This is a genomic window from Methylobacterium cerastii, assembly GCF_022179125.1.
In the GTDB taxonomy this organism is placed as follows: domain Bacteria; phylum Pseudomonadota; class Alphaproteobacteria; order Rhizobiales; family Beijerinckiaceae; genus Methylobacterium; species Methylobacterium cerastii.
In genome coordinates this window covers 24,115-50,304 of record NZ_BPQG01000008.1, presented here as the reverse complement: position 1 = coordinate 50,304, position 26,190 = coordinate 24,115, and the positions used below count along the sequence as shown (strand labels likewise).

Annotated in this window: 25 protein-coding genes; 23 read left to right on the top strand and 2 right to left on the bottom strand. The window is 69.9% G+C overall.

The window, feature by feature from the left end:
- The first annotated feature begins 2 nt into the window (after positions 1 to 2).
- The 16 genes from nuoH to MFF13_RS04490 all read left to right on the top strand — a co-directional run bounded on the left by nuoH (position 3) and on the right by MFF13_RS04490 (position 16,410).
- A complete protein-coding gene (gene nuoH, locus MFF13_RS04565) occupies positions 3 to 1,025 on the top strand; it encodes an NADH-quinone oxidoreductase subunit NuoH (protein WP_147762747.1) in 1,023 nt (340 codons plus the stop codon).
- Positions 1,026 to 1,069: 44 nt separating this feature from the next.
- The gene (nuoI, locus tag MFF13_RS04560) at positions 1,070 to 1,558 is read left to right on the top strand and encodes an NADH-quinone oxidoreductase subunit NuoI (protein WP_147751042.1); all 489 of its coding nucleotides are present in this window, start codon (positions 1,070 to 1,072) and stop codon (positions 1,556 to 1,558) included.
- Positions 1,559 to 1,702: 144 nt separating this feature from the next.
- Positions 1,703 to 2,323 carry an NADH-quinone oxidoreductase subunit J gene (locus MFF13_RS04555; RefSeq protein WP_147726107.1) on the top strand — a complete coding sequence of 207 codons (621 nt, stop codon included), beginning with the start codon at positions 1,703 to 1,705 and terminating at the stop codon, positions 2,321 to 2,323.
- Positions 2,324 to 2,378: 55 nt separating this feature from the next.
- Positions 2,379 to 2,684, top strand: coding sequence for an NADH-quinone oxidoreductase subunit NuoK (nuoK, locus tag MFF13_RS04550; protein ID WP_147751041.1), 306 nt, complete (start codon positions 2,379 to 2,381; stop codon positions 2,682 to 2,684).
- A gap of 62 nt (positions 2,685 to 2,746) precedes the next feature.
- On the top strand, positions 2,747 to 4,858 hold the full coding sequence (nuoL, locus tag MFF13_RS04545; protein WP_238271084.1) for an NADH-quinone oxidoreductase subunit L: 2,112 nt from the start codon (positions 2,747 to 2,749) through the stop codon (positions 4,856 to 4,858).
- Between the two features lie 188 nt (positions 4,859 to 5,046).
- On the top strand, positions 5,047 to 6,567 hold the full coding sequence (locus tag MFF13_RS04540) for an NADH-quinone oxidoreductase subunit M (protein ID WP_147751039.1): 1,521 nt from the start codon (positions 5,047 to 5,049) through the stop codon (positions 6,565 to 6,567).
- 14 nt (positions 6,568 to 6,581) lie between these two features.
- Entirely contained in the window at positions 6,582 to 8,036 is a 1,455-nt protein-coding gene (nuoN, locus tag MFF13_RS04535; protein WP_147751038.1) for an NADH-quinone oxidoreductase subunit NuoN, read from the top strand.
- 4 nt (positions 8,037 to 8,040) lie between these two features.
- Positions 8,041 to 8,829, top strand: a complete 789-nt coding sequence (locus tag MFF13_RS04530; protein WP_147828028.1) for a biotin--[acetyl-CoA-carboxylase] ligase — start codon at positions 8,041 to 8,043, stop codon at positions 8,827 to 8,829.
- A 16-nt stretch (positions 8,830 to 8,845) separates the two neighbouring features.
- A complete protein-coding gene (locus MFF13_RS04525) occupies positions 8,846 to 10,519 on the top strand; it encodes a ribonuclease J (protein ID WP_238271082.1) in 1,674 nt (557 codons plus the stop codon).
- Positions 10,520 to 10,692: 173 nt separating this feature from the next.
- A complete protein-coding gene (gene mce / locus MFF13_RS04520) occupies positions 10,693 to 11,097 on the top strand; it encodes a methylmalonyl-CoA epimerase (protein WP_147828029.1) in 405 nt (134 codons plus the stop codon).
- Positions 11,094 to 11,438 carry a DUF1467 family protein gene (locus tag MFF13_RS04515; RefSeq protein ID WP_147751052.1) on the top strand — a complete coding sequence of 115 codons (345 nt, stop codon included), beginning with the start codon at positions 11,094 to 11,096 and terminating at the stop codon, positions 11,436 to 11,438. The genes mce and MFF13_RS04515 overlap by 4 nt, the downstream gene beginning before the upstream one ends.
- A 515-nt stretch (positions 11,439 to 11,953) precedes the next feature.
- Positions 11,954 to 13,279 carry a proline--tRNA ligase gene (gene proS, locus MFF13_RS04510; protein WP_147751035.1) on the top strand — a complete coding sequence of 442 codons (1,326 nt, stop codon included), beginning with the start codon at positions 11,954 to 11,956 and terminating at the stop codon, positions 13,277 to 13,279.
- A 7-nt stretch (positions 13,280 to 13,286) separates the two neighbouring features.
- Positions 13,287 to 14,609: a lipoprotein-releasing ABC transporter permease subunit gene (locus tag MFF13_RS04505; RefSeq protein ID WP_147751034.1), complete on the top strand. Its 1,323-nt coding sequence runs from the start codon at positions 13,287 to 13,289 to the stop codon at positions 14,607 to 14,609.
- A gap of 11 nt (positions 14,610 to 14,620) precedes the next feature.
- A complete protein-coding gene (locus MFF13_RS04500) occupies positions 14,621 to 15,334 on the top strand; it encodes an ABC transporter ATP-binding protein (protein ID WP_147762753.1) in 714 nt (237 codons plus the stop codon).
- Between the two features lie 187 nt (positions 15,335 to 15,521).
- Positions 15,522 to 15,782 (top strand): hypothetical protein, encoded by a 261-nt coding sequence (locus MFF13_RS04495; RefSeq protein WP_238271081.1) that lies wholly within the window; start codon positions 15,522 to 15,524, stop codon positions 15,780 to 15,782.
- Positions 15,783 to 15,957: 175 nt separating this feature from the next.
- Positions 15,958 to 16,410: a hypothetical protein gene (locus tag MFF13_RS04490; protein WP_147828030.1), complete on the top strand. Its 453-nt coding sequence runs from the start codon at positions 15,958 to 15,960 to the stop codon at positions 16,408 to 16,410.
- 3 nt (positions 16,411 to 16,413) lie between these two features.
- Here MFF13_RS04490 and MFF13_RS04485 read toward each other — a convergent pair whose 3' ends face one another.
- Positions 16,414 to 16,797: a hypothetical protein gene (locus tag MFF13_RS04485; protein ID WP_238271079.1), complete on the bottom strand. Its 384-nt coding sequence runs from the start codon at positions 16,795 to 16,797 to the stop codon at positions 16,414 to 16,416.
- Between the two features lie 162 nt (positions 16,798 to 16,959).
- On the opposite strand from MFF13_RS04485, the gene MFF13_RS04480 reads away from it, so the two are divergent.
- Both MFF13_RS04480 and MFF13_RS04475 read left to right on the top strand, forming a co-directional pair.
- Positions 16,960 to 17,856, top strand: a complete 897-nt coding sequence (locus MFF13_RS04480) for a GGDEF domain-containing protein (protein ID WP_238271076.1) — start codon at positions 16,960 to 16,962, stop codon at positions 17,854 to 17,856.
- A 303-nt stretch (positions 17,857 to 18,159) separates the two neighbouring features.
- Positions 18,160 to 18,858: a response regulator transcription factor gene (locus MFF13_RS04475; protein ID WP_147828032.1), complete on the top strand. Its 699-nt coding sequence runs from the start codon at positions 18,160 to 18,162 to the stop codon at positions 18,856 to 18,858.
- Positions 18,859 to 18,891: 33 nt separating this feature from the next.
- On the opposite strand, the gene MFF13_RS04470 is transcribed toward MFF13_RS04475, so the two are convergent.
- On the bottom strand, positions 18,892 to 20,145 hold the full coding sequence (locus MFF13_RS04470; protein ID WP_238271068.1) for a DNA topoisomerase IB: 1,254 nt from the start codon (positions 20,143 to 20,145) through the stop codon (positions 18,892 to 18,894).
- Between the two features lie 128 nt (positions 20,146 to 20,273).
- Here MFF13_RS04470 and MFF13_RS04465 point away from each other — a divergent pair, with 128 nt between their 5' ends.
- The 5 genes from MFF13_RS04465 (at position 20,274) to MFF13_RS04445 (ending at position 26,177) form a co-directional block, all read left to right on the top strand.
- Entirely contained in the window at positions 20,274 to 21,440 is a 1,167-nt protein-coding gene (locus MFF13_RS04465) for a glycosyltransferase (RefSeq protein ID WP_187273557.1), read from the top strand.
- Positions 21,437 to 22,096 (top strand): class I SAM-dependent methyltransferase, encoded by a 660-nt coding sequence (locus MFF13_RS04460; protein ID WP_147828034.1) that lies wholly within the window; start codon positions 21,437 to 21,439, stop codon positions 22,094 to 22,096. Before MFF13_RS04465 ends, MFF13_RS04460 begins: the two co-directional genes overlap by 4 nt.
- A 244-nt stretch (positions 22,097 to 22,340) precedes the next feature.
- The gene (locus MFF13_RS04455) at positions 22,341 to 23,618 is read left to right on the top strand and encodes an EAL domain-containing protein (protein WP_238271066.1); all 1,278 of its coding nucleotides are present in this window, start codon (positions 22,341 to 22,343) and stop codon (positions 23,616 to 23,618) included.
- A 223-nt stretch (positions 23,619 to 23,841) separates the two neighbouring features.
- Entirely contained in the window at positions 23,842 to 25,365 is a 1,524-nt protein-coding gene (gene tsaE, locus MFF13_RS04450) for a tRNA (adenosine(37)-N6)-threonylcarbamoyltransferase complex ATPase subunit type 1 TsaE (protein WP_238271144.1), read from the top strand.
- A 35-nt stretch (positions 25,366 to 25,400) separates the two neighbouring features.
- The gene (locus MFF13_RS04445; protein ID WP_147751024.1) at positions 25,401 to 26,177 is read left to right on the top strand and encodes a nucleotidyltransferase family protein; all 777 of its coding nucleotides are present in this window, start codon (positions 25,401 to 25,403) and stop codon (positions 26,175 to 26,177) included.
- Positions 26,178 to 26,190: the final 13 nt, after the last annotated feature.

The window sequence follows — 26,190 nt, the reverse complement described above, 5'->3', positions numbered from 1 at the left end:
CTATGACACCCTGGGAAACCGTCGGCCTCGTGCTGCTGCTGGCGCTGAAGAGCTTCCTGCTGCTGGCGTGCCTGCTCGTCTTCATCGCCTACGCGCTGCTGGCCGACCGCAAGATCTGGGCGGCGGTGCAGCTGCGCCGCGGGCCGAACGTGGTCGGGCCGTTCGGCCTGTTCCAGTCCTTCGCCGACCTGCTGAAGTTCGTGCTGAAGGAGCCGGTGATTCCCGCCGGCGCCAACAAGGCGCTGTTCCTGCTGGCGCCGCTGGTCTTCGCGACGCTCGCGCTCGCGGCCTGGGCCGTGATCCCGCTCGCGGAGGGCTGGGCGCTCGCCGACATCAACGTCGGCATGACCTACATCTTCGCGATTTCCAGCCTGGGCGTGTACGGCGTGCTGATGGGCGGCTGGGCCTCGAACTCGAAATACGCCTTCCTCGGCGCGCTCCGCTCGGCGGCGCAGATGATCTCCTACGAGGTCTCGCTCGGCTTCGTCATCATCTGCGTGCTGCTCTGCGCCGGCTCGCTCAACCTCTCGAAGATCGTCATCGCGCAGGACACCTCGCTCGGCATCCTCGGCTGGTACTGGCTGTGGCTGTTCCCGATGTTCGTGGTGTTCTTCATCTCTGCGCTGGCCGAGACGAACCGCCCCCCCTTCGACCTGCCGGAGGCCGAATCGGAGCTCGTGGCGGGCTACATGGTCGAGTACTCCTCGACGCCGTACCTGCTGTTCATGCTCGGCGAGTACGTGGCGATCATGACCATGTGTGCGCTCGGCACGGTGCTGTTCCTCGGCGGCTGGCTCTCGCCGATCCCGTTCGCGCCCTTCACCTGGGTGCCGGGGCTAATCTGGTTCGCGCTGAAGGCCAGCTTCCTGTTCTTCATGATCGCCATGGTGAAGGCCATGGTCCCGCGCTACCGCTACGATCAGCTCATGCGGCTCGGCTGGAAGGTCTTCCTTCCGCTCTCGCTCGTCTCGGTCGTGGTCGTCGCCTTCGTGCTCAAGCTGACCGGCCTCGCTCCAGGTGCCTGAGTGAATTCGCGCCTGAGCCTCACCCAGAAATCGGAGATCGCGGCATGAAGCTCGATCAGGTCGCCAAGGGCCTTCTGCTGAAGGAGTTCGCCTCGGGGTTCGTCCTCGCGATGAAGTATTTCTTCAAGCCGAAGGCGACGATCAACTACCCCTTCGAGATGGGCCATCGCGGCCCGCGCTTCCGCGGCGAGCACGCCCTGCGCCGCTATCCGAACGGCGAGGAGCGCTGCATCGCGTGCAAGCTGTGCGAGGCGATCTGCCCGGCGCAGGCCATCACCATCGAGGCGGGGCCCCGCCGCAACGACGGCACACGGCGCACCACCCGCTACGACCTCGACATGGTGAAGTGCATCTATTGCGGCATGTGCCAGGAGGCCTGCCCGGTCGATGCCATCGTCGAGGGGCCGAACTTCGAGTTCTCGGTCGAGACCCGCGAGGAGCTGCTCTACGACAAGGAGAAGCTGCTGCTGAACGGCGACCGCTGGGAGCGAGAGATCGCGCGAAACCTCGCGATGGACGCCCCCTACCGCTGACATCCCCGCCCCGTCCCTCAGCGCCGCGGGTTGTGCGGCGCGGGAGCGGGTTCTATAGACGGCCGGCCGGGTCCGGACCGTTTTTGCGGACCGTTTTCTCATGAGGCAGAAGGGGCCGCTCCGGCGGCCGATCCCGACAAGCGCATGACTGCAGCCGCCGCCTTCTTCTACCTCTTCGCGGGCCTCACCATCGCCTCGGGCTTCATGGTGATCGCGTCCCGCAATCCCATCGCCTCGGTGCTGTTCCTGATTCTCGCCTTCGTGAACGCCGCCGGCCTGTTCGTGCTGATGGGCGCCGAGTTCCTGGCGATGATCCTCGTCGTCGTCTACGTCGGCGCGGTCGCGGTGCTGTTCCTGTTCGTCGTGATGATGCTCGACGTGGACTTCGCCCAGCTCCGGCAGGGGTTCCAGCAGTATCTCCCGGTCGGCGCGATGATCGGCGCGGTGTTCCTGATCGAGCTTCTGCTCGTCGTCGGCTCGTGGACGATCGATCCCGGCCTGGTGCAGGCGCCGCTCGGCAACGTGGCGGCGGGCGAGCACACCAGCAACACGGTGATCCTCGGCCGGGTGCTCTACACGGAATACGTCTACTTCTTCCAGATCGCCGGCCTGATCCTGCTCGTCGCGATGATCGGCGCGATCGTGCTGACCCTGCGCGATCGCCCCGGCGTCAAGCGCCAGAACATCGCGCTGCAGAACGCGCGCACGCAAGGCGACGCGGTCGAGACCCGCAAGGTGCCCTCCCGCCAGGGCGTCGAGGTCTGATGGCCGAGACCCGAACGGCTTGGGCGACCCTGAAGACCTGGGCGGAGACAGCACGATGATCGGCCTCAGCCACTACCTCACGGTCGCCGCGATCCTGTTCACGCTCGGCGTGCTGGGGATCTTCATCAACCGCAAGAACGTCATCGTCATCCTGATGTCGATCGAGCTGATCCTGCTCGCGGTGAACATCAACTTCGTCGCCTTCTCGACCCACCTGAACGACATCACCGGCCAGGTCTTCGCCCTGTTCGTGCTGACGGTCGCCGCGGCGGAGGCCGCGATCGGGCTCGCCATCCTCGTGGTGTTCTTCCGCAACCGCGGCTCCATCGCGGTCGAGGACATCAGCATGATGAAGGGCTGAGCGGCTCACCCCGCGACACCCTTCCGCCAGAAACCCGCCGCCCTGCGAGGCCGGACCGCACGATGTATCACGCGATCGTCTTCTTCCCGCTCATCGGCGCCCTCATCGCCGGGCTGTTCGGGCGCTTCATCGGCGCGCGGGTCTGCGAGTACGTCACCACCGCCTGCCTCGCCTTCTCGGCGCTGCTGTCCTGGGGCGTGTTCATCGAGGGCGACCACGCCACGCGGGTGCAGGTCGCGACCTGGTTCACGGCCGGCGACCTCACCGTCGACTGGGCCTTCCGCATCGACACGCTGACGCGGGTGATGCTCGTCGTCGTCACCACCGTCTCGACCCTCGTGCACCTCTACTCCGTCGGCTACATGGAGGAGGATCCGCACCGGCCGCGCTTCTTCGCCTACCTGTCGCTGTTCACCTTCGCCATGCTGATGCTGGTGACGGCCGACAACCTCGTGCAGATGTTCTTCGGCTGGGAGGGCGTCGGCCTCGCCTCCTACCTGCTGATCGGGTTCTGGTACGAGAAGCCCTCGGCGAACGCCGCCGCGATGAAGGCCTTCATCGTCAACCGCGTCGGCGATTTCGGCTTCTCGCTCGGCATCTTCCTCGTCTTCGTACTGTTCGGCTCGGTCGCCTTCGACGGCATCTTCCCGCGGGTGAACGAGCTCAAGGACGCGCATTTCCACTTCCTCGGCCAGGATTGGCACGCGCTGACGCTGACCTGCCTGCTGCTGTTCATGGGCGCGATGGGCAAGTCGGCGCAGTTCCTGCTGCACACCTGGCTGCCGGATGCGATGGAAGGCCCGACCCCGGTCTCGGCGCTGATCCATGCCGCGACCATGGTGACGGCCGGCGTGTTCATGGTGGCGCGCCTGTCGCCGCTGTTCGAGCTCGCGCCCGACGCCCTCGTGTTCGTCACGGTCATCGGCGGCATCACCGCCTTCTTCGCCGCCACGGTCGGCCTGGTGCAGAACGACATCAAGCGCGTGATCGCGTACTCGACCTGCTCGCAGCTCGGCTACATGTTCGTCGCGCTCGGCGTCGGCGCGTACTCCGCCGGCATCTTCCACCTGTTCACCCACGCCTTCTTCAAGGCGCTGCTGTTCCTCGGCGCCGGCTCGGTTATCCACGCGATGCACCACGAGCAGGACATGCGGAACATGGGCGACTTGCGCCGCTACATCCCGTTCACCACCGCGATGATGGCGATCGGTACGCTGGCGCTCATCGGCTTCCCCTTCACCGCCGGCTACTACTCGAAGGATGCGATCATCGAGGCGGCCTACGCCTCGACGCGCCCTGGGCACACGCTGGCCTTCATGGCGACCCTGATCGCGGCGTTCTTCACCTCGTTCTATTCCTGGCGCCTGTTCTTCCTCACCTTCGAGGGTCCGGCGCGCTGGGGCGCGCACGCCCACCACGACGACCACGCGACGCCGGCCGTCGTGCATGCGTCTCAGGCCGTCGAAGCCGACGGCGCGCCGGGCCACACCGAGGGCGTGGCGCACGACGACCACGGCCACGACATCGAGCCGGCGCACAAGAGCGACCTCGTCGCCGACGACCACCACGGGCACGGCCATCACGGCGATCACACGCCACACGAATCCCCGCTGGTGATGACGATCCCCCTCGGCATCCTCGCCTTCGGCGCGCTGTTCGCCGGCCTGATCTTCAAGGATCGCTTCATCGGCGAGGGCATGGACGCGTTCTGGGGCCACGCCCTGGCGCACGGGCCCGACAACCACATCATGCACGACATCCACCACGTGCCCGCGCTGGTCTCCTACGCGCCGTTCATCATGCTGCTGCTCGGGTTCGTGCTGGCCTTCATTATGTACATCCGCCGGCCGAAGCTGCCGGGCGCGCTCGCCGCGCAGCAGCCGGCCCTTTACCGGTTCCTGCTCAACAAGTGGTACGTCGACGAGATCTACGACCGGATCTTCGTGCGTCCGGCCAAGGATTTCGGCCTGTTCCTGTGGCGGCAGGTCGACGGCCGCGCCATCGACGGCGCCGGCCCGGACGGGATCGCGGCCCGCGTCGTCGACGTGACCCGCGGCGTCGTCCGCTTCCAGACCGGCTACGTCTACCACTACGCCTTCGTGATGCTGATCGGCGTCGCGGGCATCCTGAGCTGGTACCTGATGGCCGGCCTTCCGAAGCCCGGGGGGCACTGACGATGGTCGTCGCTCAGCATCGCATCCGGCCCTTGCGCGGGTCCCCTCTCCCAATGGGAGAGGGACGGGGTGAGGGGCGTGACCTCTCCGGCACGTTCTCATCCCTCACCCCAACCCTCTCCCGCACGGGAGAGGGGGCTGCGTCGTGCCGTCCGAGCGCGAATCCCATCGTTTGGAGCCTTCGCTAGATGTTCGGTCTCGGCATCCTCTCCGGCCTGCTGATCGTGCCGCTCTGCGGCGCGGCCTTCATCCTGACCTTGTCGGGCGACGAGAAGGCCGTCGCGAAGAACGCCCGCTGGGCGGCGCTCGCGACCACGGTCGTCACCTTCCTGCTCTCGCTCGTCGCCTGGAACCGGTACGACGCGACCTCGGCGAGCTTCCAGCTCGTCGAGAGCCACGCGTGGCTCGCCGAGACGATCCGGTTCAAGCTCGGCGTCGACGGCTTCTCGATGCCGCTCGTGCTGCTGACGACGTTCCTGATGCCGTTCTGCGTCGGCGCCTCGTGGCACGCGATCGGCACCCGCGTGAAGGAGTACTTCGTCGCCTTCCTCGTGCTCGAGACGACGATGATCGGCGTCTTCCAGGCGCTCGACCTGGTGCTGTTCTACCTGTTCTTCGAGGCCGGCCTGATCCCGATGTTCCTCATCATCGGCATCTGGGGCGGCAAGCGGCGCATCTACGCCAGCTTCAAGTTCTTCCTCTACACCCTGCTCGGCTCGGTGCTGATGCTGCTCGCCATCATGGCGATGTACTGGCAGGCCGGCACCACCGACATCCCGACCCTGTTGCAGACCCGCTTCCCCGTGGGCATGCAATGGTGGCTGTGGCTGGCCTTCTTCGCGAGCTTCGCGGTGAAGATGCCGATGTGGCCGGTGCACACCTGGCTCCCTGACGCGCACGTCGAGGCGCCCACCGCCGGCTCGGTGATCCTGGCCGGCATCCTGCTCAAGATGGGCGGCTACGGCTTCATCCGGATCTCGCTGCCGATGCTGCCGGATGCGAGCCACACCTTCGCGCCGCTGGTCTTCGCGCTGTCGGTGATCGCGATCATCTTCACCTCGCTCACCGCCCTGATGCAGACCGACATCAAGAAGCTCATCGCTTACTCGTCGGTGGCGCATATGGGCTTCGTCACGCTCGGCCTGTTCACCCTCAACGAGCAGGGCATCCAGGGCGCGCTGTTCCTGATGATCTCGCACGGCATCGTCTCGGGCGCGCTCTTCCTCGGGGTCGGCGTGGTCTACGACCGGATGCACACTCGCGAGATCGCGGCCTATGGCGGCCTGGTGAAGCGGATGCCGCTCTACGCCGTGGCGATGATGGTGTTCACCATGGCCAATGTCGGCCTGCCCGGCACCTCCGGCTTCGTCGGCGAGTTCCTGGCGATGATGGGCGCATTCAAGGCGAACCCGACGGTGGCGTTCTTTTCGGTCTTCGGCATCATCCTGTCGGCCGGCTACGCCCTGTGGCTCTACGCGCGGGTGATCTACGGCAAGCTCGAGAAGCCCAACCTCCAGGGCATCCTCGATCTCGACAACCGTGAAAAGCTGATCCTCGCGCCGCTCGTCGCGCTGACGATCTACTACGGCGTCCACCCGGCCCCGATCCTCGACGTCTTCGCCCCCTCCACCGAGGCGTTGATGACGAGCATGAAGGCCGCCCTCTCGAACACGCAGACCGCGGCCGCCGCGCTGCCCCTCGCGCGCTGAAGGCAGGGCCAGAGATGCCGACCGTCCAGACCGTGCAGACCGTCCTGCCCTCGCTCACCCCGCTGCTGCCCGAGCTGATCCTCGGCGTCGGCGTGATGGTGCTGATCCTCTACGGCGCGTTCCGCGGCGAGCGCTCCGTCGAGACCATCAACGTCGGCGCCCTCGCGCTGCTGCTCGTCGCCCTGTTCGTGGTGATGTCGCAGGCGCCCGGCACCAAGGTGACGACGCTGTCCGGCAGCTTCATCCAGGACGGCTTCTCGAAGGTGATGAAGGCCCTGGTGCTGCTGGGTTCCGCCGCGACGATCCTGCTGTCGCGCGACTACTTCCAGCGCGAGAAGATCGACCGGTTCGAGTTCCCGATCCTGATCGTGCTGTGCACGATCGGCATGCTGGTCATGGTCTCGGCCAACGACCTGATCGCGCTCTATCTCGGCCTCGAGCTGCAGTCGCTCGCCGCCTACGTCATCGCCGCGTTCCACCGCGACGACCTGAAGTCCACCGAAGCCGGCCTGAAGTACTTCGTTCTCGGCGCGCTCTCCTCGGGCATGCTGCTCTACGGCGCCTCGCTGGTCTACGGCTTCACCGGCACCGTGTCCTTCCCCGGTATCGTCTCGGCGCTCCACGAGGATGCCGGCTTCGGCATCGTGCTCGGCATCGTGTTCGTCGCGGCCGGCGTCTCGTTCAAGCTGGCGGCGGTGCCGTTCCACATGTGGACGCCGGACGTCTACGAAGGTTCTCCGACGCCGGTGACGGCGTTCTTCGCCTCCGCCCCGAAGATGGCGGCGATGGCGATGACGGTCCGCGTCTTCATCGGCGCGTTCCCCGACGTCACCGCGATCTGGCAGCAGATCATCGTGTTCATCGCCATCGCCTCGATGACGCTGGGCTCCTTCGCCGCGATCGGCCAGCGCAGCCTCAAGCGCCTGATGGCCTACTCGTCGATCGGCAACGTCGGCTACGCCCTGATCGGGTTGGCGGCGGGCACCGAGGAGGGCATCCGCGGCGTGGTGGTCTACATGATCATCTACCTCGCGATGACGCTCGGCGCCTTCGCCATCATCCTGAGCCTGCGCCGCCGGAACGAGATGTTCGAGACGATCGAGGACCTGTCCGGCCTCTCGCGCACCCACCCGTGGATCGCGTTCTGCCTGGCGATGATGATGTTCTCGCTGGCCGGCATCCCGCCCCTCGCCGGGTTCTTCGGCAAGTTCTACGTCTTCGCCGCCGCGATCCAGGCCAACCTCGTGGCGCTCGCCGTCGTCGGCGTGGTCACCAGCGTGGTCGGGGCGTACTATTACATCCGCGTGGTCAAGATCATGTACTTCGACGAGGCCAAGGCACCCTACGAGGCGATGGCCCCGGGCCTGCGCATCGTGCTCGCCCTGTCGAGCGTCGTCGTGATCCTGTTCTGGCTGCTGCCGGCACCGCTCGTCGGGGCGGCGGGCGCGGCGGCCAAGTCGCTGTTCTAGCGCCTTGGACTTCCGTCTCGGCGACGGCGCGCGCGCCGTCGGGCATCGCCTTCACGTCCACGACCGCCTCGGCTCGACCAACACCGAAGCGCTCGACCAGGCGCGCGCCGGGGCGACCGGCCCGCTCTGGGTCGCGGCGCACGCCCAGGAGGCCGGCCGCGGCCGGCGCGGCAACGCCTGGGCCTCGGTGCCGGGGAACCTCACCGCCAGCGTGCTGTGGCCGGTGGCGGGCGTCGAGCCGGAGCGGGTTGCCGGCCTCGGCTTTGTCGCCGGGGTCGCGCTGGTCGAGACCCTGGAGGCGGTCTGCGGCCCGGGCTCGGCCGGGACATTCGGGCTGAAATGGCCGAACGACGTGCTGGCGGGCGGCGCCAAGCTCGCCGGCATCCTGCTCGAGGCGGAGACGCTGCCGGGCGGCAGGCGGGCGGTGGCGATCGGGTTCGGCGTCAATGTCGCAGGCGTTCCCGAGGCGTTTTCGAGTTCCGCCGCCTCGCTCGCGGGGCTCGGATACCCAGGTGATGCCGGCATGGTGCTGGCGGATCTGACGAATAAGCTTGCCGCGGCGGCCCGTATCTGGGATCGCGGACGGGGATTCCCTGAGATTCGCGAGCGATGGCTCGCACGGGCCTCCGGCCTCGGGTCGCGCATCGCGGTCCGCAGCGGCACGGAGACCCTGGTCGGCGATTTCGAAGACATCGACGAGGGGGGGCGGCTCGTGATCCTCGCCCCGGACGGAACGCGGCGAACCGTGACGGCGGGCGAGGTGCATTTTGGGACGGCCGCGACGGCGGCATGAGATGGATTTGGAACTGATGACAACGGGACACGACGAGCTCGTCTTCCTGCCGCTCGGCGGCGTGGGCGAGATCGGGATGAACGCCGCCCTCTACGGCTTCGGGCCGGAGAAGGGCCGCAAGTGGATCATGGTCGATTGCGGGATGGGCTTCGCGAGCGAGGAGGCGATGCCCGGCGTCGACCTCATGTTCCCGGACCTCACCTACATCGAGGAGCGGAAGAAGGACCTCCTGGGGATCTTCATCACCCACGCGCACGAGGACCATATCGGCGCGATCTCCGAGCTGTGGCCGCGCCTGAAGGTGCCGGTCTACGCCACCCGCTTCGCCAAGAGCCTGCTCGAGACCCGGCGCCTGTCGGAGCCGGGCGCGCCGAAGGTGGACCTGCGCGAGATCAAGCCGGGCCGCCGGGTGACGCTCGGACCGTTCGAGATCGACTACGTGCCGGTCTCGCACTCGATCCCCGAGTCGAACGCGGTGGCGATCCGGACGTCCGCCGGCCTCGTGCTGCACACAGGCGACTGGAAGATCGACCCGACGCCGATCCTCGGCGACGTGACCTCGGCCGAGGCGTTCCGCGCCATGGGCGACGAGGGCATCCTGGCGCTCGTCTGCGATTCGACCAACGTCGTCCGCGAGGGCTTCTCGCCGAGCGAGGCCGAGGTCGCCGCGACGCTCGCCAAGCTCATCGCCGTGGCGCCGCAGCGCGTGGCGGTGACGACCTTCGCCTCCAACGTCGCCCGCATCCGCGCCGTGGCCCTGGCGGCCAAGGCCTGCGGCCGCGAGGTGGTCGCGGTCGGCCGCGCCATGGACCGGGTGATCGACGTCGCCCGCGAATGCGGCTTCCTCGACGGCCTGCAGGACTTCCGCCGCGCCGATTCCTGGCGCGACCTGCCGCGCGACAAGGTCGTGGCGCTGCTCACCGGCTCGCAGGGCGAGCCGCGTGCGGCTTTGGCCCGCGTCTCCCGCAAGGATCACCCGGACATCGTGCTCGCCGCGGGCGATCAGGTGATCTTCTCATCGCGCGCCATCCCCGGCAACGAGCGCGAGGTCGGCGCGATCATCAACGACCTGATCGAGCAGGGCGTCGAGGTCATCACCGACCGGACCGAGCTGGTCCACGTCTCAGGCCACCCGCGCCGGGACGAGATGGCCGAGATGTACGCCTGGACCCGGCCGCAGACGGCGATTCCCGTCCACGGCGAGGCCCTGCACCTCGACGAGCACGCGCGCTTCGCCCGCGCCCACGGCGTCGACAACGTGGTCAAGGCCCGCAACGGCACCTTGATCCGCCTGAGCCCCGGCCGGCCTGAGATCATCGACCACGTGAAGTCGGGCCGCCTGTTCAAGGACGGCAACGTCCTGATCGACGGCAAGGACCGCGCGATCCCCGAGCGGCGCAAGCTCGCGCAGGCCGGCCTCGTCTCGGTGGCGATCGCCATCGACGAGAGCGGCGAGGTGCTGGGCGAGCCGGCGGTGGACATCATCGGCCTGCCCAACCGCGGCCGCGGCGGCGCGCCGCTGATCGACACCGTCGTCGATTCGGTCTCGCGCACGCTGTCCGGCCTGTCGAAGGGCAAGCGCCGCGACTCGGAGGCCGTCGAGAAGGCCGTCGACCGCGCCGTGCGCTCGGCCGTCAACGAGGTCTGGGGCAAGAAGCCCGCTTGCCACGTGCAGGTGGTCGAGGTCTGATCGCGATCGTCCCTCCCCCTGAAGCGGGGGGAGGGTGGCCTTCGCGTGAGCGAAGGTCGGGAGAGGGGAACGCCATTCCAGGCACCGTCGCTCCCCTCTCCCGACTTAGCTCGCGGGCCGCCCTCTCCCGCAGAGGGGAGAGGGAAGGGCACGGTGAAGATCGGGAGAAACCAATGATCGGCCGGCTCAACCACGTCGCCATCGCGGTGCGCGACCTCGATGCCGCGTGCAAGGTCTACCGCGAGACGCTGGGCGCGACGCTGACGGCGCCGCTGCCGCAGCCGGAGCACGGCGTCACCGTCGTGTTCGTCGAATTGCCCAACAGCAAGATCGAGCTGATGGCGCCGCTGGGCGCGGATTCGCCGATCGCGAGCTTCGTCGAGCGCAACCCGGGCGGCGGCGTCCACCACGTCTGCTACGAGGTCGACGACATCATTGCGGCCCGCGACCGGCTGAAGGCCGGGGGCGCCCGCGTGCTCGGCACCGGGGAGCCCCGCATCGGCGCGCACGGCAAGCCGGTGCTGTTCCTCCACCCGAAGGACTTCCTCGGGACGCTGACCGAGCTGGAGCAGGTCTGATCCGGGTGAACGCATTCCTCAAGGCCGTGGCGCGCTCGACCCCGCGGACGCTCGGCGTGGTGCTCGTCCTCGTCGCCGCCTTCGTCGCGGTGGCGGTGCTGCAGTTCCGCCTGACGGTGTTCGGGGCGAGCGCCCTCTACTTCGTCGTGTGGTGGACGCTGCTCTTCGCGATCCTGCCGATCCGCAACCAGGCCGAGACCGACCCGGCCCGGGTGGTGCCGGGGCAGGACCCCGGCGCGCCCGCCGCGCCGCGTCTGCGCGAGAAGGCGATCTGGACGACGCTCGCCGCCGGCGCGGCCTTCCTGGTCGCGCTCGCGGCGTTTCCGCTGACGGGGCTCTAGCGCAACGTCCGCCTGTGCGGGCTGGTACTCGGATGGCCGGCGGCGTACCGTCCATGTTTCGACCGCTGTCGGCCTGATTGGGAGGGTCGTCGGTGGTCTCGCAAAACAAAAAAGCAAGGCCTGAGGCCTTGCTTTTCTAGCAGTCAATCTGGTTCGACCTTTGATTGTCCTACGCATTGACTGCGTGGCGGTCGATTTTCCTCCCGAGACCCGGACCTTTGCGTGCCCTCTAAGGGGCTTCGCAACCATCGCGGGCCGCTTATAGGAACAACATTTCGTCCTGTCACCGGGTCGAAGAGAGAAATCTGCGTTTTTTCGCCGACAGGCCGCATGAATCGGCCTCCCGGCCCGCCGCCGGACGCTCGCGCGGGCGAAACCGGGCTCCGGCCGGCCCGAAAAATCCAAGCCGCTTGTGTTTTCCGGTTGCAATGTGTTGTGTGCCCCCGGCAACGGGATCGGCGTCCGTGCGCGCCGCCCGCCCCGAGCCGCCCGCCGGAACCGTCAAAAGAAGCCCCATGCGTCTGTCCCGCTACTTCCTGCCGACCTTGCGCGAGACGCCCAAGGAAGCCGAGATCGTCTCGCATCGGTTGATGCTACGCGCCGGCCTCGTGCGCCAGGAATCGGCCGGCATCTATGCGTGGCTGCCGCTCGGCCTGCGGGTGCTGAACAAGGTCTGCGACGTGATCCGCACCGAGCAGGACCGGGCGGGCGCGGTCGAGCTGCTTCTGCCGACGATCCAGTCGGCCGAGCCGTGGCGGGAATCCGGCCGCTACGACGCCTACGGCAAGGAGATGCTGCGCATCAAGGATCGGCACGAGCGCGAGATGCTCTACGGCCCCACCGCCGAGGAGGTCGTGACCGGGATCTTCCGCGCGAGCGTGCGCTCCTACAAGGACCTGCCGAAGAACCTCTATCAGATCTCCTGGAAGTTCCGCGACGAGGTGCGGCCGCGCTTCGGCACCATGCGCTCGCGCGAGTTCCTGATGAAGGACGCCTACTCCTTCGACTTCGACCAGGCCGGCGCGCGCCACGCCTACAACCGGATGTTCGTCGCCTACCTGCGCACCTTCGCAGGGCTCGGTCTGAAGGCGATCCCGATGCGGGCCGACACCGGGCCGATCGGCGGCGACCTCAGCCACGAGTTCATCATCCTGGCCCAGACCGGCGAGAGTGAGGTGTTCTGCGACCGCGCCTACCTCGATTTCGAGATCCCGCCCGCCACCGTGGACTTCGAGGACGTCGCCGCCCTGCAGGGCCTCGTCGACGCCTGGACCTCGCACTACGCCGCCACCGACGAGATGCACGAGGCCGACGCCTTCGCCGAGGTGCCGGAGGAGAACCGCATGTCGGCCCGCGGCATCGAGGTCGGGCACATCTTCTACTTCGGCACGAAGTATTCCGAGCCGATGGGCGCCAAGGTCGCCGGCCCGGACGGGATCGAGCGCCCGGTCCACATGGGCTCCTACGGCATCGGCCCGAGCCGTCTCGTCGCCGCGATCATCGAGGCCTCGCACGACGAGGCCGGCATCGTCTGGCCCGATGCTGTCGCGCCGTTCGACGTGGCTTTGATCAACCTCAAGGTCGGCGACGCCGGCACCGACGCCGCCTGCGCCGAGATCCAGGCGACGCTGGAGGCCGCCGGCCTCAGCGTGCTCTACGACGACCGCGACGAGCGGCCGGGCGCCAAGTTCGCCACCGCCGACCTGATCGGCCTGCCCTGGCAGGTGGTGGTCGGCCCGAAAAGCCTGGCCGAGGGCAAGGTCGAGCTGAAGCGCCGCGCCGGCGGCGAGCGCGAGACCCTGGCGGCGGTGGACCTGATCGCGCGCATCCGGCGTGCCTGAGGCTCCCATGGCGGTCGCAGCCGAAACCGGGGCGAGCCCGCGCAAACCGGACGCCAAGCCGGGTGCCAAGCCGGCGTCGCGCGGCGGCGCGACCGCGCCGTTCGCCGCCTTCGAGTGGATCATCGCCGGCCGCTACCTCCGCGCGCGGCGCCGGGGCGGCGGCGTCTCGGTGGTGGCGTTCTTCTCGGTGCTGGGCATCGCGCTCGGCGTCGCGACGCTGATCATCGTGCTCTCCGTGATGAACGGCTTCCGCACCGAGCTGCTGTCGAAGATCGTCGGCATCAACGGCCACATCTTCGTCACCCCGATCGACCGCACCTTCACCGACTTCGCCGACCTGTCCGAGCGGCTCTCGAAGGTGGCGGGGGTGCGCGCCGCGATCCCGCTGGTCGAGGGCCAGGCCTTCGCCTCCTCGCCCTACGGCGGCAGCGGCGTGCTGGTCCGAGGCGTGCGCGGCGACGACCTCGGGGCGATCGGCGGCATCTCGAAATCCCTGCGCGGCGGCACGCTGGAGGGCTTCGACGACGGCTCGGGCGTGCTGATCGGCCGCCGGCTCGCCGACAGCCTGGCGATCCAGGCCGGCGACACCATCACCCTCTCGACGCCGAAGGGGGCGACCACGGCCTTCGGCACCGCGCCGCGGACCAAGAGCTACAATGTGAAGGCGATCTTCGAGATCGGCATGACCGAGTTCGATTCGACCTTCGTGTTCATGCCGCTCTCCGAATCGCAGGCTTTCTTCAATCGCGAGGGCGACGTCAGCCTGATCGAGATCTACATCGACAACCCCGACGCGGTCGCCGCCATGCGCGAGCCGCTGGAGATGGCGGCCGAGCGGCCGGTGCTGCTCACCGACTGGCGCCAGCGCAACCGCACTTTCTTCGGGGCGCTCGAGGTCGAGCGCAACGTGATGTTCCTGATCCTGAGCCTCATCGTCGTGGTGGCGACGCTCAACATCGTCTCCGGCCTGATCCTGCTGGTGCGTGACAAGTCGAGCGACATCGCGATCCTGCGCACCATGGGCGCGACGCCGGGCACGGTAATGCGCGTGTTCCTGATCAACGGCGCGCTGATCGGCCTCGTCGGCACGCTGTCGGGCCTCGGGCTCGGCATCCTGATCACCTTGAACATCAAGCCGATCCAGCGGGTGCTGTTTCCCGGAGCCTGGGACCCGACGGTGCGGTTCCTCGCTGAGATCCCCGCCGAGATGAACCCCACCGAGATCACGGTCGTGGTCCTGACCTCGTTCCTGCTCGCGCTCGCCGCGACGGTCTATCCCTCCTGGCGCGCGGCCCGGCTCGATCCGGTGCAGGCGCTGCGCTACGGCTGAGCGGCATTCCCATGAGCGGAACCCCCGAGCCCGCCGGCATCCCGCCGGTGCCGGCCCTGTTCTTTTCCCGCGTCGAGCGGCGCTACGCGCAGGGCGACCGCGGCCTCGACATCCTGCGCGGAGCCGACCTCGCGATCTGGCCGGGCGAGCTGGTGGCGCTCGTCGCGCCGTCGGGCGCCGGCAAGTCGACGCTGCTGCACCTGGCCGGCCTGCTGGAACGGCCCGACGGCGGCGAGGTCTATGTCGGCGGCCAGCCGACCGCGGCGATGAAGGATGCCGAGCGCACGCGCTTCCGCCGCGAGGAGATGGGCTTCGTCTACCAGTTCCATCACCTGCTGCCGGAGTTCTCGGCGCTGGAGAACGTGGTGATGCCCCAGCTCATCCGCGGCCTCGGTCGCAGCGAGGCGAAGGCGCGGGCCACCGAGCTCCTGAGCTTCCTCGGCCTCAAGGACCGTCTCGTCCACCGCCCGGCGGAGCTCTCGGGCGGCGAGCAGCAGCGCGTCGCCATCGCCCGCGCCGTCGCCAACGGGCCGCGCCTGCTGCTCGCCGACGAACCCACCGGCAACCTCGATCCCTCGACCGCGGGCCACGTCTTCTCGATCCTGCTCTCGCTGGTGCGTGCCTCCGGCCTCGCGGCGCTGATCGCGACCCACAACATGGATCTCGCCGCCCGTATGGACCGCCGGGTCACGATCCGCGACGGGCTGATCGAGCAGTTGGACTGAAGCCGAGGACGCCGGTGTCGCCGCCTCGTGGCGGCGCGGTCACGCGTCATTCCAATTCGGCACGGATGCACGTTCGCGTTGCAACCGAAACGCGGAGTCGCGGATTACTCGCTTGAAGACGCGGAAACGCGTCGTCCGCGACCGGTGCCGACGCGCCGGGAACGCTGCCCAGGCGAGATCCAGATCCATGTCGACGATGTCCGTTGCTCCCGCCCTCACGCTCGTGGCTTTGCTCGGCCTTGCCGCCCCCCTTGCCACTCCGACCGCTGCCTCGGCCGCCTCGGCGACCACCGCCGCGGTGACCAAGGTCGCCGACGTGACCCCGCCGGTTCGCGCGGTCTCGGCGAACGAGGGCGAGGAGGATGGCGGCACCTGCAGCCGCATGCGCCGCCGCCTCTGGGTCGAGGGCGAGGGCTGGATCGTCCGCCGCATCACCACCTGCCGCTGAACCGGATCGACGCCGGACAGGTTCGATTTGGGTTCGTTGCGCGAATCTGTGCGCAACACCGCCCGGCGCAGGGTTTAAGCAGTCTTCGCACGTAGCTCGCCGCCCCGAACCGGAACGAGATCGCCGAAACCGGGGTTTGCCCGGAAAGTCAGCGTTCCGTCCGGAGTTCCGATCCATGGCCCGTCACCGCCCGTCGCTCGCCGCTTCGTTCCTCCTTTCCGCCGCCCTGTCCCTCGGTGCCGGGGCGGCGAGCGCGGAGACCGTCCGCGTCACGTCCTACGGCTACGGCGCGGCCTATGCCGGCCAGGGCGGCTACGGTTTTGCCGACGAGGCGGTGCGCGGCGCCTATGTCGGCGCGCCCTTCAGCAGCGTGCCCTCTCCCAACCGCATCGTCCCGGCGCCGTGGAGCTACGGCACCTACGGTGTGCCGACGATCTCCGGATTGCGCGAGGCGCCGGTGGCCGCGCCGAGCGTGACCGTAGTCAACCCGGGCGAGCGCGCCGTCGCCCGCCCCGGACGCGGCCCCCGCATTCTCTCGCGCGGCCGCGACGGCGCCTGGACCTCCGGCGGGCGGGTCCAGGCCGGCAACGGCGTCTCCGTCGTCACGGTCTCCGTCCCGCACCGCTGAGCTTCAGGCGTCTTCCGCCCGCGTGAGCGCCGCGTACCAGGCGGCGTAGGGCGAGTCGCGTGGGTTGCGCCCGCCCTGATCCTCGGCCCCGTCGCCCCACCACACCGGCCCGCGCTCGCCGAGCGCCTCCTTGGCGGCCTGGACCGCGTCGCGGGCGCTCCGCATCAGCTCGGCCGCGCCGGCCTCGCCCTTGCGCTTCGCGCGCTTGGCCGCCCCGACGGCGCGGCGTGCATCCATCAATTCATCGACATGGCGCTGCCGGGTCTCCTCGGGTAGGCGCGGATCGCTGCAGCGCCACAGCCGTCCGCCGACGACGAAGTAGCGGCCGTCCGGCGTGCGCGGGTAGGGTGGGGCCCCGGTCCCGATCGACTTCTTCGCTGTGGTCACATGCCTCTCCCGTCGGCGCGCCAGGGTCGTCGCGCGGCGTCGGCGGTTGCGCCGCCTCGTACGATCCTGCGATCCACGTTCTGCGCGTGTCTCGCTGAGACTGCATCTTAAGGTTTTTCAGGCCATCTCGTGCGACGCCAGTTTCCACCGGTATCGCGCGCCATGCACATCGTCATCGTCGATTCGAGCCGCGTCGTCCTCAAGGTCATCACCGGGCTGCTGGAACCGCGCGGGCACGTCGTCAACACGTTCACCGATTCCGCCGCCGCCTGCGCTTTCCTCGAGGAGACGCCGAGCGTCCGGGTGCTGATCACCAGCCTCGAAGTCCGCCCGATGACCGGGTTGGAGCTGTGCTGGTCGGCCAGGCTGCTCGCCGAGGCGCGCCGCCCGCTCTACGTCATCACCATGTCGTCGGCGCGCAAAGCCCGGAACCTCGCCGAGGCCCTCGACAGCGGCGCCGACGACTTCATCGAAAAGCCGCCGGGCGCCGAGGAGCTGCATGCGCGCCTGCGCGCCGCCGAGCGGCTGACCACGATGCAGGACGAGTTGATCCGCCTCGCCGAGACCGACTCGCTCACCGGCCTGCTCAACCGCCGCGCCTTCTTCGCCCGCGTCGGAGCCGTCGCGGAGCGCGCCGGCAACCACGGCACCCTGTCGGCCGTGTTCGCCGACATCGACCACTTCAAGCGCATCAACGACGAGCACGGCCACGACGTCGGCGACGCCGCGATCCGCGCCGTCTCCGATCTCCTCGGCGCACAGGGGATCGCCGGGCGCCTCGGCGGCGAGGAGTTCGCGGTGGTGCTGCCCGGGCTCTCGCTCGCGGCGGCGGAGGCCGTCGCGGGGCGGCTGCGCCTCCAGATCCGGGACCTGCGCATCCGCGGGACGCGTGGCCCCGTGCGCCTGACCTGCAGCTTCGGCGTCAGCACCTGGTGCGAGGGCGACAGCGTCACCGCGCTCACCAAGCGCGCCGACATCGCCCTCTATGAGGCCAAGACCACCGGGCGCGACCGCGTCGTCTCGGCGGAGACCGACATCGTGCTCGCGCGCGCCGGCTGACGCCGCCCGCGGGTTCGACGCCTGATGTCCTTGCGGAGCGAGGCGGGCGGGCGTACCTCGCCAGTCTTCGCAGGGCGGCGGGCGCGGAGACGATCGCGCCGGATTTTGCAGCGATTCGCGTGCGTTAAGGTTGATCGCGCTGTGCCTGCGCGAGACACGCGTTAAGTATAAGCCTCGCGCCATATCTGATTTCGACACAAGTCCGAGGCCGAAAACCCCAGGATTCGTCTGGAACGAGTCTTGAAACACCTTCTCCGACCCCGGCGGAATTGTGCCATGCCGGGAAAAGATGGGGTGTGCGGGATGAGTATGGCCGTTGACGTCCTGGTTTTCGACGAGCCCCAGGAGATGAATCCCGCCTTCCGCGCGACGCTGGAGCACATGCCGGCGCTCCACACGATCGGCGAGGCCGACCTCGACCGGGTCGACCCGGCCAACGTCGTCGCGCTGATCTTCCTCGACGAGACGCGGCTGGCGGACGGCCTCGGCCACCTCGCCGACCTCAAGGCACGCCTGCCGGCCCTGAAGACGCTGGTGGCGTTCCAGGCGTTGAATGCGGCCGACCTCGACGCCCTGCTCCGGGCCGGGGCCGACGCCTTCGTGGCGCGCTCCGCCGCCCCGCGCGACCTCTGCAACGCCGTGCTGGCCCTCGCCGAGGGCGCCCCGCAACTGATCGCCCGCGCCGAGGTCGAGGCCGAGCCGGTCTCCGCCGCCGCCGAGCCGGCCGACGGCCTCGGGCTAACCCCGCGCGAGGCCGAGGTGCTGCGCTTCCTCAGCGCCGGCTTCAGCAACAAGGAGGTCGCGCGCCGCCTGATGCTCTCGGTCCGCACGGTGGAGACCCACCGCCTGAACCTGCGGCGCAAGACCCAGACCGGCCGGTTGAAGGACCTGGTCTCGCTCGCCCGGCAACTCGGCCTCGCGCCGGTGCTCGACGCGGAGACCAGCCGGCGCGGCGTCGAAGCGCCTCGGACGAACACGGGCGAAGGTCCGGCGCGCCACTGAGTGCGCCGCGACCCGGCCGCGCGGCCGGTTCGCTCAGGCGCGCGCCAACTCCGCGCTCGCAGCGGTCGTCCTCGCCTTGGCCGACTTTCGCGCCTTGGCCGCCGTCTTCGTCTTGCTTGCCTTCGTCTTGTTCGCCTGCGTTTTCACCGGCTCGGCCGCCTTGGCCGCCGTCTTCCTCGCCTTGCCGGCCTTCGCCTTCGAAGCCGTCGGCGCGTCCGCGGTGAGCCGGTTCTGCAGCAGGCTCAGCACCGCCGCCTCCTCGGGGCGCAGGCTGCTGAGATCCTCGACCAATTCGCTCTCGACCGCCTCCTTCACCTGAAGCAGCAGGGCGCCTTCCAGGTAGCAGTCGATGATCTGCGGGTGGATGTAGCACTTGCGGCAGATGGTCGGCGTGTTGCCGAGCCGCCCGGCGACGCTCTCGATCGCCGCGCGAACGTTCTTCTTGGCGCCGGCCTCGCCGTCGAAGGCCTCGAACTCGCGCAACGCCAGCGCCGCCAGCACCGTGCCGGCCCAGGTGCGAAAATCCTTCGCCGTGATGTCCTGCCCCGAGATCTCGCGCAGGTAGGCGTTGACGTCCGAGGAGGTCACGTCGCGCGGCTGCCCCGCCTCGTCGACGTACTGGAACAGCTCCTGGCCCGGCAGATCCTGGCAGGCCTTGACGATCTTGGCCACGCGCCGGTCCTTCACCGACAGGGCCCAGGTCTTGCCGCTCTTGCCCTTGAAGCGGAACGTCATCTCCGCGCCCTCGACCTTGACGTGCGGGTCGCGCAGCGTCGTCAGCCCATAGCTCTTGTTGGCCCGGGCGTAGTCGTCGTTGCCGACGCGGATCAGCGTCGTCTCCAGCAGGTGCACCACGGTGGCGAGCACCTTCTCGCGCGACAGGCCCTTGCGCCGCATGTCGGCGTCGATGCGCGTGCGGATGCCGGGCAGGGCGTCGGCGAAGGCCATGATGTGGCTGAACTTGGTCGAGTCCCGCGCCGCCCGGAAATCGGGATGGTAGCGGTACTGCTTGCGCCCCTTGGCGTCGCGCCCGGTCGCCTGGATGTGGCCGTTTCGGCGCGGGCAGATCCATACGTCGGTGTAGGCCGGCGGGATCGCGAGCGACTTGATCCGCTGGACCTGCGCCTTGTCGCGGACGGGGGCGCCCTTGGCGTCGACGAAGCGGAAGCCCGTGGCGGTCTTCTTCCGGGTCAGGCCGGGCATGGTGTCGTCCACGTAGGCGAGCCCGGCCTCGGCGGCCGCGTCGCGCGGGTCGACGACGGTGCCGGCGGTCTCGTCCGATGCCATCAGCTCCGCTCCCATCGGCCTTGCTCCTCCCTGCGAAAGCCTGGCCTCAACCGGGGCCGGACCGGCCCTGTTCCGGCGCTTGCGTATCCGCCGCACACGGATGCCCGCCCGTGTTAGAGGTCGGCCCGATGGACGCCGCCGACTCCCCCGCCCCCGCCCCCGCCGCGCCGATGCGGCGCCTCGCCTTCGTCGTCACCGAGGACTGGTTCTTCGCCTCGCACTTCCTGCCGATGGCGCGGGCGGCGGTGGCGATGGGCCTGTCGGTCGCCGTGGTGACGCGGGTGCGCGAGCACCGCGCGGCGATCGAGGCGACCGGCGCCCGGGTGGTCGCGCTGGAGGCGGAGCGCTCCAGCCTCAACCCGATGGCCGCCGGCTACGCGGCCGGGCAACTTGCGGCGATCCTGAAGGCCCTGAACCCCGACATCGTCCACTGCATCGCGCTGCGCGGGATCCTCGTCGGCGGCACGGCGGCGGCGATGGCCAACATCCCGGCCCGCGTCTACGCGCTCACCGGCCTCGGGCTGATCGGCGCGCGCGGCGACGCCGCCGGCCGCCTCGCGCGCACGGCGCTCCGCCACCTGATCCGCGGGCCGCTGGCCTCGAAGCGCACCCGCTTCCTGTTCGAGAACCCGGACGACGCCGCCGCCCTCGGCCTCGACCCGGCCGACACCGCGGTGACGATCGTCGGCGGCGCCGGAGTCGACCCGGACGCGTTCGTGCCGGCGCCGCTGCCGCCCCACCCACCGCTGCGCGTGGCGATCGTCGCGCGGATGCTGTGGTCGAAGGGGATCGACGTCGCCGTCGAGGCGGTGCGGCTCGCCCGCGCGCAAGGCGCGGCGGTCGAACTCGCCCTGCACGGCGCCCCCGACGCCTCGAACCGCCGCGCGATCCCCGAGGCGACGTTGCGCGACTGGTCCCGCGACGGCGTCGCCTGGCTCGGGCCGACGCGCGACGCGGCCGCGGCCTTCGCCGCCGCGCATGTCGGCTGCCTGCCCTCGCGGGGCGGGGAGGGCCTGCCGCGTACCCTGCTCGAGGCCGCCGCCTGCGGCCGGGCGCTCGTCACCACCGACGTGCCGGGCTGCCGCGCCCTGGTGCGCGACGGCGTCGAGGGCCTTGTCGTCCCCCCGGACGACGCGCCGGCCCTGGCCGCGGCCCTGGTACGCCTTGCCCGCGACCCGGCCCTCGTCGCGGGCCTCGGCGCCGCGGCCCGCCGACGGGTCGTCGAGGACGGGTTCTCGGAGGCCGCGGTGTCCGCGGCCGTCTCCGGCCTCTACCGCGAGCTGCTGGGCTCATGATCGCGAGCAAAGACGCCGACGCCTTCATCCGCGCCAACACCCGCCTGCTGCCGGTGGCGCATGCGCCGGAGCTGGTGATCCACGTCGCCGACGAGGCGACGGAGCTGTGGCAGAAGACCGAGGACGAACTGGCCGAGATCGGCCTGCCGCCGCCGTTCTGGGCCTTCGCCTGGGCCGGCGGCCAGGCACTCGCCCGCTACCTCCTCGACAACCCGGAGGTCGTCGCCGGGCGGCGCGTGCTCGACTTCGCCTCCGGTTCCGGCCTGGTGGCGATCGCCGCGGCGAAGTCCGGCGCCGCCTCGGTGCTCGCCAGCGACCTCGACCCCTTCGCCATCGCCGCGATCCCGCTCAACGCCGCCGCCAACGGCGTCGCCGGCCGGATCACCGCGACGGCGGCCGACCTGGTCGGCACCGTGCCCGACGTCGACCTCGTGCTCGCCGCCGACATCTTCTACGAGCGCGACCTCGCCGCCGCGGTGGGCGGCTGGCTCGGGCGCCTGCACGCTGTCGGCACCACGGTGCTGCTCGGCGATCCCGGCCGCAGCTACCTGCCGCGCGCCCGCCTCGAGTCGATCGCCAGCTACGCCGTGCCGGTGACGCGGGCGCTGGAGGATGCCGAGATCAAGCAGAGCCACGTCTGGCGGTTCGTCGGGTGATCCGGTGGGCGCCGCCGCCGGGTCGCGTTGGCGGAAGGCAACCGGCGCCGCCTCGAGTAGTATTCGTTTGAAAGTCCAGCTGTTGTATCCGTGGATCTAGCCACTATCGGGCGGTGGAAGAAAGCATTCACGAGATCCATCGTGGTTTTTCGATCGGCGGCCAAGAAAATTGCGGGTTGATTAATGTCGGTCGGGCAATGTCCGCATCGGCCACCGGTGCGGTCTGCGGGGCATGGACCGGAAGATGAACGATCCTAACGCCTACGTGACACTGTCCGCCGGCGCCGCGATCTTCGAGGAGGGCGAGCCCGGCGCGTTCGCCTACCTGATCGTCGCGGGGCGAGCCGCGCTCTTCCTCCGGCGCGATGGCGTCGAGGTGTCGGTCGCCGAGCGCGCCGCCGGCGAGATCGTCGGCGAGATGGCTCTGCTCGATGCCGGCCCGCGCTCCGCCTCGGCGCGGGCGATCGAGGATTGCATCCTCGTCTCGGTCTCCGAGGAGCAGATCCGGCATCGCCTGCACAATGCCGACCCGATCCTGCGCCTGTGCTTCGGCGTCATCATGGCCTGCTGCCGGGATGCCGTGGCGCTGCCGAGGCCGAACGGTACGGTCGCGCCGAACGGTACGGTCGCGCCGACGCGAGCCGCCGGCGCCCATTTTACGCCGTCGCTGAAGGCGGATTTCGAGGCCTCGATCGACGCGATGATGACGGAGCGCGCGCTGCGCCTGGCGCTGAACCGCAACGAGTTCGAGCTGTACCTGCAGCCGATCGTCCACCTCGGGACGGAGGCGCTCGCCGGCTTCGAGGCCCTGATCCGCTGGCGCCATCCCGAGAAGGGCCTCGTGCACCCGATGGCGTTCATCCCGGTCGCGGAAGCGAGCGAACTGATCGTCGAGATCACCCAATGGGTCGTCTCCGAGGTCGGGCGGATCATGCCCGAGATCATGAGGGCGGCCCTGCAGAATCCGGCCGCCACCGACGGGCCGCTGTTCCTTTCGATCAACGTCAGCGGCCACGACCTCGCCCGGGCGAGCTTCCCCGAGATGGTCGGCGAGATGCTGCGCAGCACCGGCATCGCCCCGTCGACGCTGAAGCTCGAGATCACCGAGACCACGGTGATGCGCGATCCCGTGGGCGCCACGGAAGCGCTCAGCCAGTGCCGCGAGGCGGGCATGGGCGTCGCCATCGACGACTTCGGCACCGGCTACTCGTCGCTGAGCTACCTCTCGAAGCTGCCGATCACCACCTTGAAGGTCGATCGCGAGTTCGTGCGCGCGATGCTCACCACCCCGTCCAACCGCAAGATCATCCAGACGATCCTGCGGCTCGCCGACGAAATCGGCATCCCGGTGGTCGCCGAGGGCATCGAGGAACCGGCCGAGGCCGACGCCCTCGCCGAGATGGGCTGCGCCTACGGCCAGGGCTACCGTTTCGGCCGCCCGGTGCCGCTCGCGGAAACCCTCGCCCTGACCAAGGCCTGGCGGCTCGCCCCCTACGATGCGGCGCTGATCGTCGCGGCGTAGCCGCTCGCACCGGTCGTCGGGGCGGGCGGGGATGCGCGATTTCGCGAAGTTCGGTTAAGGATCCTCCGATACAGCGGATGCGAAGGCCGCGCCGCGCACCGGCGCTCGGAGGTTGACGGTTTTGGGCGACGACGATCCCGATCACGACCGGCAGGACGCCGTCTCGGGCGATGCCCCCGCGGCCGGCACGCCCCCGTCGGACGGTCAGCCGCCGGCCTGGGAGATCGTCCTGCCCGAAGAGGGCGCGACCGAGGATCTCGGGCTGTTCCTGGCCGAGTTCCTGATGCCGGGCGACCTCGTCGCGCTCTCGGGCGGCCTGGGCGGTGGCAAGACCACGCTCGCGCGCGCGCTGATCCGCGAATTGGCCGGCGACCCGGACCTCGAGGTTCCAAGCCCGACCTTCACCCTGATCCAGCCCTACGAGGGCCGGCTCGGCGCGATCGTCCACGCCGACCTCTACCGCCTGCGCAGCGCCGACGAGCTGGTCGAGCTCGGCTTCGACGAGATGACGGATTCCGCGATCACCCTGGTCGAGTGGCCCGAGCGGCTGCCGCCGCGCGAGGGGCCGGTGCTCTCGATCGACCTGTCGCTCCGGCCCGAGTTCGGCGAGGGCTCCCGGTTCGCGCGCATCTCCGGCACCGAGGGCATGCGCGCCCGCCTCGATCGCGCGCGCGCGGTCCGCGCGCTGCTCGCCCGCAGCGGCTGGGACGAGGCGACGCGCACCCTGATGCAGGGCGACGCGTCGTCGCGCGCCTACGAGCGCCTGACCCATCCCGACGGCCGCTCGGCGGTGCTGATGATCTCGCCGCCGCGGGCCGATGGCCCCCCGGTGCGCGACGGCAAGCCCTACAGCGCCATCGTCAAGCTCGCCGAGAGCGTCCACGCCTTCGTCGCCATCGACCGGGGGCTGCGGGCGCTGGGCTTCTCGGCGCCGCGCATCTACGGCGAGGACCTCGACACCGGCCTGCTGATCCTCGAAGACCTCGGCATCGAACCGGTGGTCGACGCCGCCGGCCCGCGGCCCGAGCGCTACGCCGAGGCGACGCGCCTGCTGGCCAAGCTCCACGCCGTCGAGTTGCCCGGCGTGCTGCCGGTGGCCGAGGGCATCGACCACGTGCTGCCGACCTACGACGCCGAGGCGCTGCTGTTCGAAACCGAGCTGCTGCCGGACTGGTACGCCCCGGCGCTGCGCGGCGTGACGCTCTCGCCGGAGGCGCGGGCCGAGTTCGGCGCGCTCTGGGCCGAGGTGCTGGAGGGCGCTGTACCCGCCCGCCCGACCTGGACCCTGCGCGACTACCATTCCCCCAACCTGATCTGGCTGCCCGAGCGCGACGGATTGGAGCGCATCGGCGTGATCGACTTCCAGGACGCGGTGCTCGGCCACCCGGCCTACGACGTCGCCTCGCTGCTCCAGGACGCGCGGGTCGACGCCAACGCCGAGTTCGAGCTTCGGCTGCTCGGGCTCTACGCCCGCGAGCGCCGCGCCCGCGACACGGCCTTCGACGTGCAGGGCTTCGCCACCGCCTACGCCATCCTGGCGGCGCAGCGTGCCACCAAGATCCTCGGCATCTTCGCGCGGCTGAACCTCCGCGACGGCAAGCCCGCCTACCTCGCCCACATCCCGCGGATCGAGGGCTACCTCGCCCGCAACCTCGCCCACCCGGCCCTGGCGTCGCTGCGCGATTGGCACCTGCGGCACCTGCCCGGGCTGCTCGCACCCGCCGAGCCGCCCGCCGAGCCCGCCTGAGCCGCCCTCCGACCCCTCCTTCGCGAGCCCCGCGCATGAGCGACACCCCCGCCTCGCCGCCGACCGCGCAAGCGCCGATCACGCGATCCCCGATAAACTGCGCTTTCGTCCTCGCCGCGGGCCTGGGCAAGCGCATGCGCCCCGTCACCGCCACCGTGCCGAAGCCCCTGGTGGAGGTCGCCGGCAAGGCGCTGATCGACCACGCCCTCGACCGGGCGGCGGAAGGCGGCATCGAGACCGCGGTGGTCAACGTGCACTACCTGCCGGACCTGATCGAGGGGCACCTGGCCAAGCGGGGCGGCCTGCCGAAGGTCGTCGTCTCCGACGAACGCGCGGCGCTGCTCGAGACCGGCGGCGGCGTGAAGAAGGCGCTGGACCTCGTCGGCGCCGATCCGTTCGTGGTGTTCAACTCGGATTCGTTCTGGCTGGAAGGCCCGACCCCGAACCTCGCCCGGCTCATCGAGGCCTGGGACGCGGCGCGCATGGACATCCTGCTCCTGGTGGCGCCGACCACCACCAGCCTCGGCTACGAGGGCGCCGGCGACTTCGTGATGGCCGCCGACGGCCGCCTCGCGCGGCGGGGCGAGCGCCGGATCGCGCCCTTCATCTACGCGGGCGTCGCGGTCTTGAAGCCGGAGCTGTTCGCCGACACGCCGGACGGCGCCTTCTCGCTCAACCTGCTGTTCGACCGCGCGATCGCGGCGAGCCGCCTCTCGGGCCTCCGCCTGGACGGGCAATGGCTCCACGTCGGAACACCGGACGCGATCCGCGCCGCCGAGGAGCGGGTGCGGGTAAGCGCGCAGGAGGGGTGAGCGGCGATTCCGT

What these genes read in the sequence shown, in the direction of transcription:
- MFF13_RS04460 (WP_147828034.1), top strand. Translation starts at nt 21,437, where the DNA reads ATGATCGCGAGCAAAGACGCCGACGCCTTCATCCGCGCCAACACCCGC.
- MFF13_RS04470 (WP_238271068.1), bottom strand. Translation starts at nt 20,145, where the DNA reads ATGGCATCGGACGAGACCGCCGGCACCGTCGTCGACCCGCGCGACGCG.
- MFF13_RS04490 (WP_147828030.1), top strand. Translation starts at nt 15,958, where the DNA reads ATGGCCCGTCACCGCCCGTCGCTCGCCGCTTCGTTCCTCCTTTCCGCC.
- MFF13_RS04480 (WP_238271076.1), top strand. Translation starts at nt 16,960, where the DNA reads ATGCACATCGTCATCGTCGATTCGAGCCGCGTCGTCCTCAAGGTCATC.
- MFF13_RS04495 (WP_238271081.1), top strand. Translation starts at nt 15,522, where the DNA reads ATGTCGACGATGTCCGTTGCTCCCGCCCTCACGCTCGTGGCTTTGCTC.
- MFF13_RS04555 (WP_147726107.1), top strand. Translation starts at nt 1,703, where the DNA reads ATGACTGCAGCCGCCGCCTTCTTCTACCTCTTCGCGGGCCTCACCATC.
- MFF13_RS04500 (WP_147762753.1), top strand. Translation starts at nt 14,621, where the DNA reads ATGAGCGGAACCCCCGAGCCCGCCGGCATCCCGCCGGTGCCGGCCCTG.
- MFF13_RS04465 (WP_187273557.1), top strand. Translation starts at nt 20,274, where the DNA reads ATGGACGCCGCCGACTCCCCCGCCCCCGCCCCCGCCGCGCCGATGCGG.
- nuoH (WP_147762747.1), top strand. Translation starts at nt 3, where the DNA reads ATGACACCCTGGGAAACCGTCGGCCTCGTGCTGCTGCTGGCGCTGAAG.
- MFF13_RS04505 (WP_147751034.1), top strand. Translation starts at nt 13,287, where the DNA reads ATGGCGGTCGCAGCCGAAACCGGGGCGAGCCCGCGCAAACCGGACGCC.
- nuoN (WP_147751038.1), top strand. Translation starts at nt 6,582, where the DNA reads ATGCCGACCGTCCAGACCGTGCAGACCGTCCTGCCCTCGCTCACCCCG.
- MFF13_RS04525 (WP_238271082.1), top strand. Translation starts at nt 8,846, where the DNA reads ATGACAACGGGACACGACGAGCTCGTCTTCCTGCCGCTCGGCGGCGTG.
- MFF13_RS04445 (WP_147751024.1), top strand. Translation starts at nt 25,401, where the DNA reads ATGAGCGACACCCCCGCCTCGCCGCCGACCGCGCAAGCGCCGATCACG.
- nuoK (WP_147751041.1), top strand. Translation starts at nt 2,379, where the DNA reads ATGATCGGCCTCAGCCACTACCTCACGGTCGCCGCGATCCTGTTCACG.
- mce (WP_147828029.1), top strand. Translation starts at nt 10,693, where the DNA reads ATGATCGGCCGGCTCAACCACGTCGCCATCGCGGTGCGCGACCTCGAT.
- nuoI (WP_147751042.1), top strand. Translation starts at nt 1,070, where the DNA reads ATGAAGCTCGATCAGGTCGCCAAGGGCCTTCTGCTGAAGGAGTTCGCC.
- MFF13_RS04455 (WP_238271066.1), top strand. Translation starts at nt 22,341, where the DNA reads ATGAACGATCCTAACGCCTACGTGACACTGTCCGCCGGCGCCGCGATC.
- proS (WP_147751035.1), top strand. Translation starts at nt 11,954, where the DNA reads ATGCGTCTGTCCCGCTACTTCCTGCCGACCTTGCGCGAGACGCCCAAG.
- MFF13_RS04540 (WP_147751039.1), top strand. Translation starts at nt 5,047, where the DNA reads ATGTTCGGTCTCGGCATCCTCTCCGGCCTGCTGATCGTGCCGCTCTGC.
- MFF13_RS04475 (WP_147828032.1), top strand. Translation starts at nt 18,160, where the DNA reads ATGAGTATGGCCGTTGACGTCCTGGTTTTCGACGAGCCCCAGGAGATG.
- nuoL (WP_238271084.1), top strand. Translation starts at nt 2,747, where the DNA reads ATGTATCACGCGATCGTCTTCTTCCCGCTCATCGGCGCCCTCATCGCC.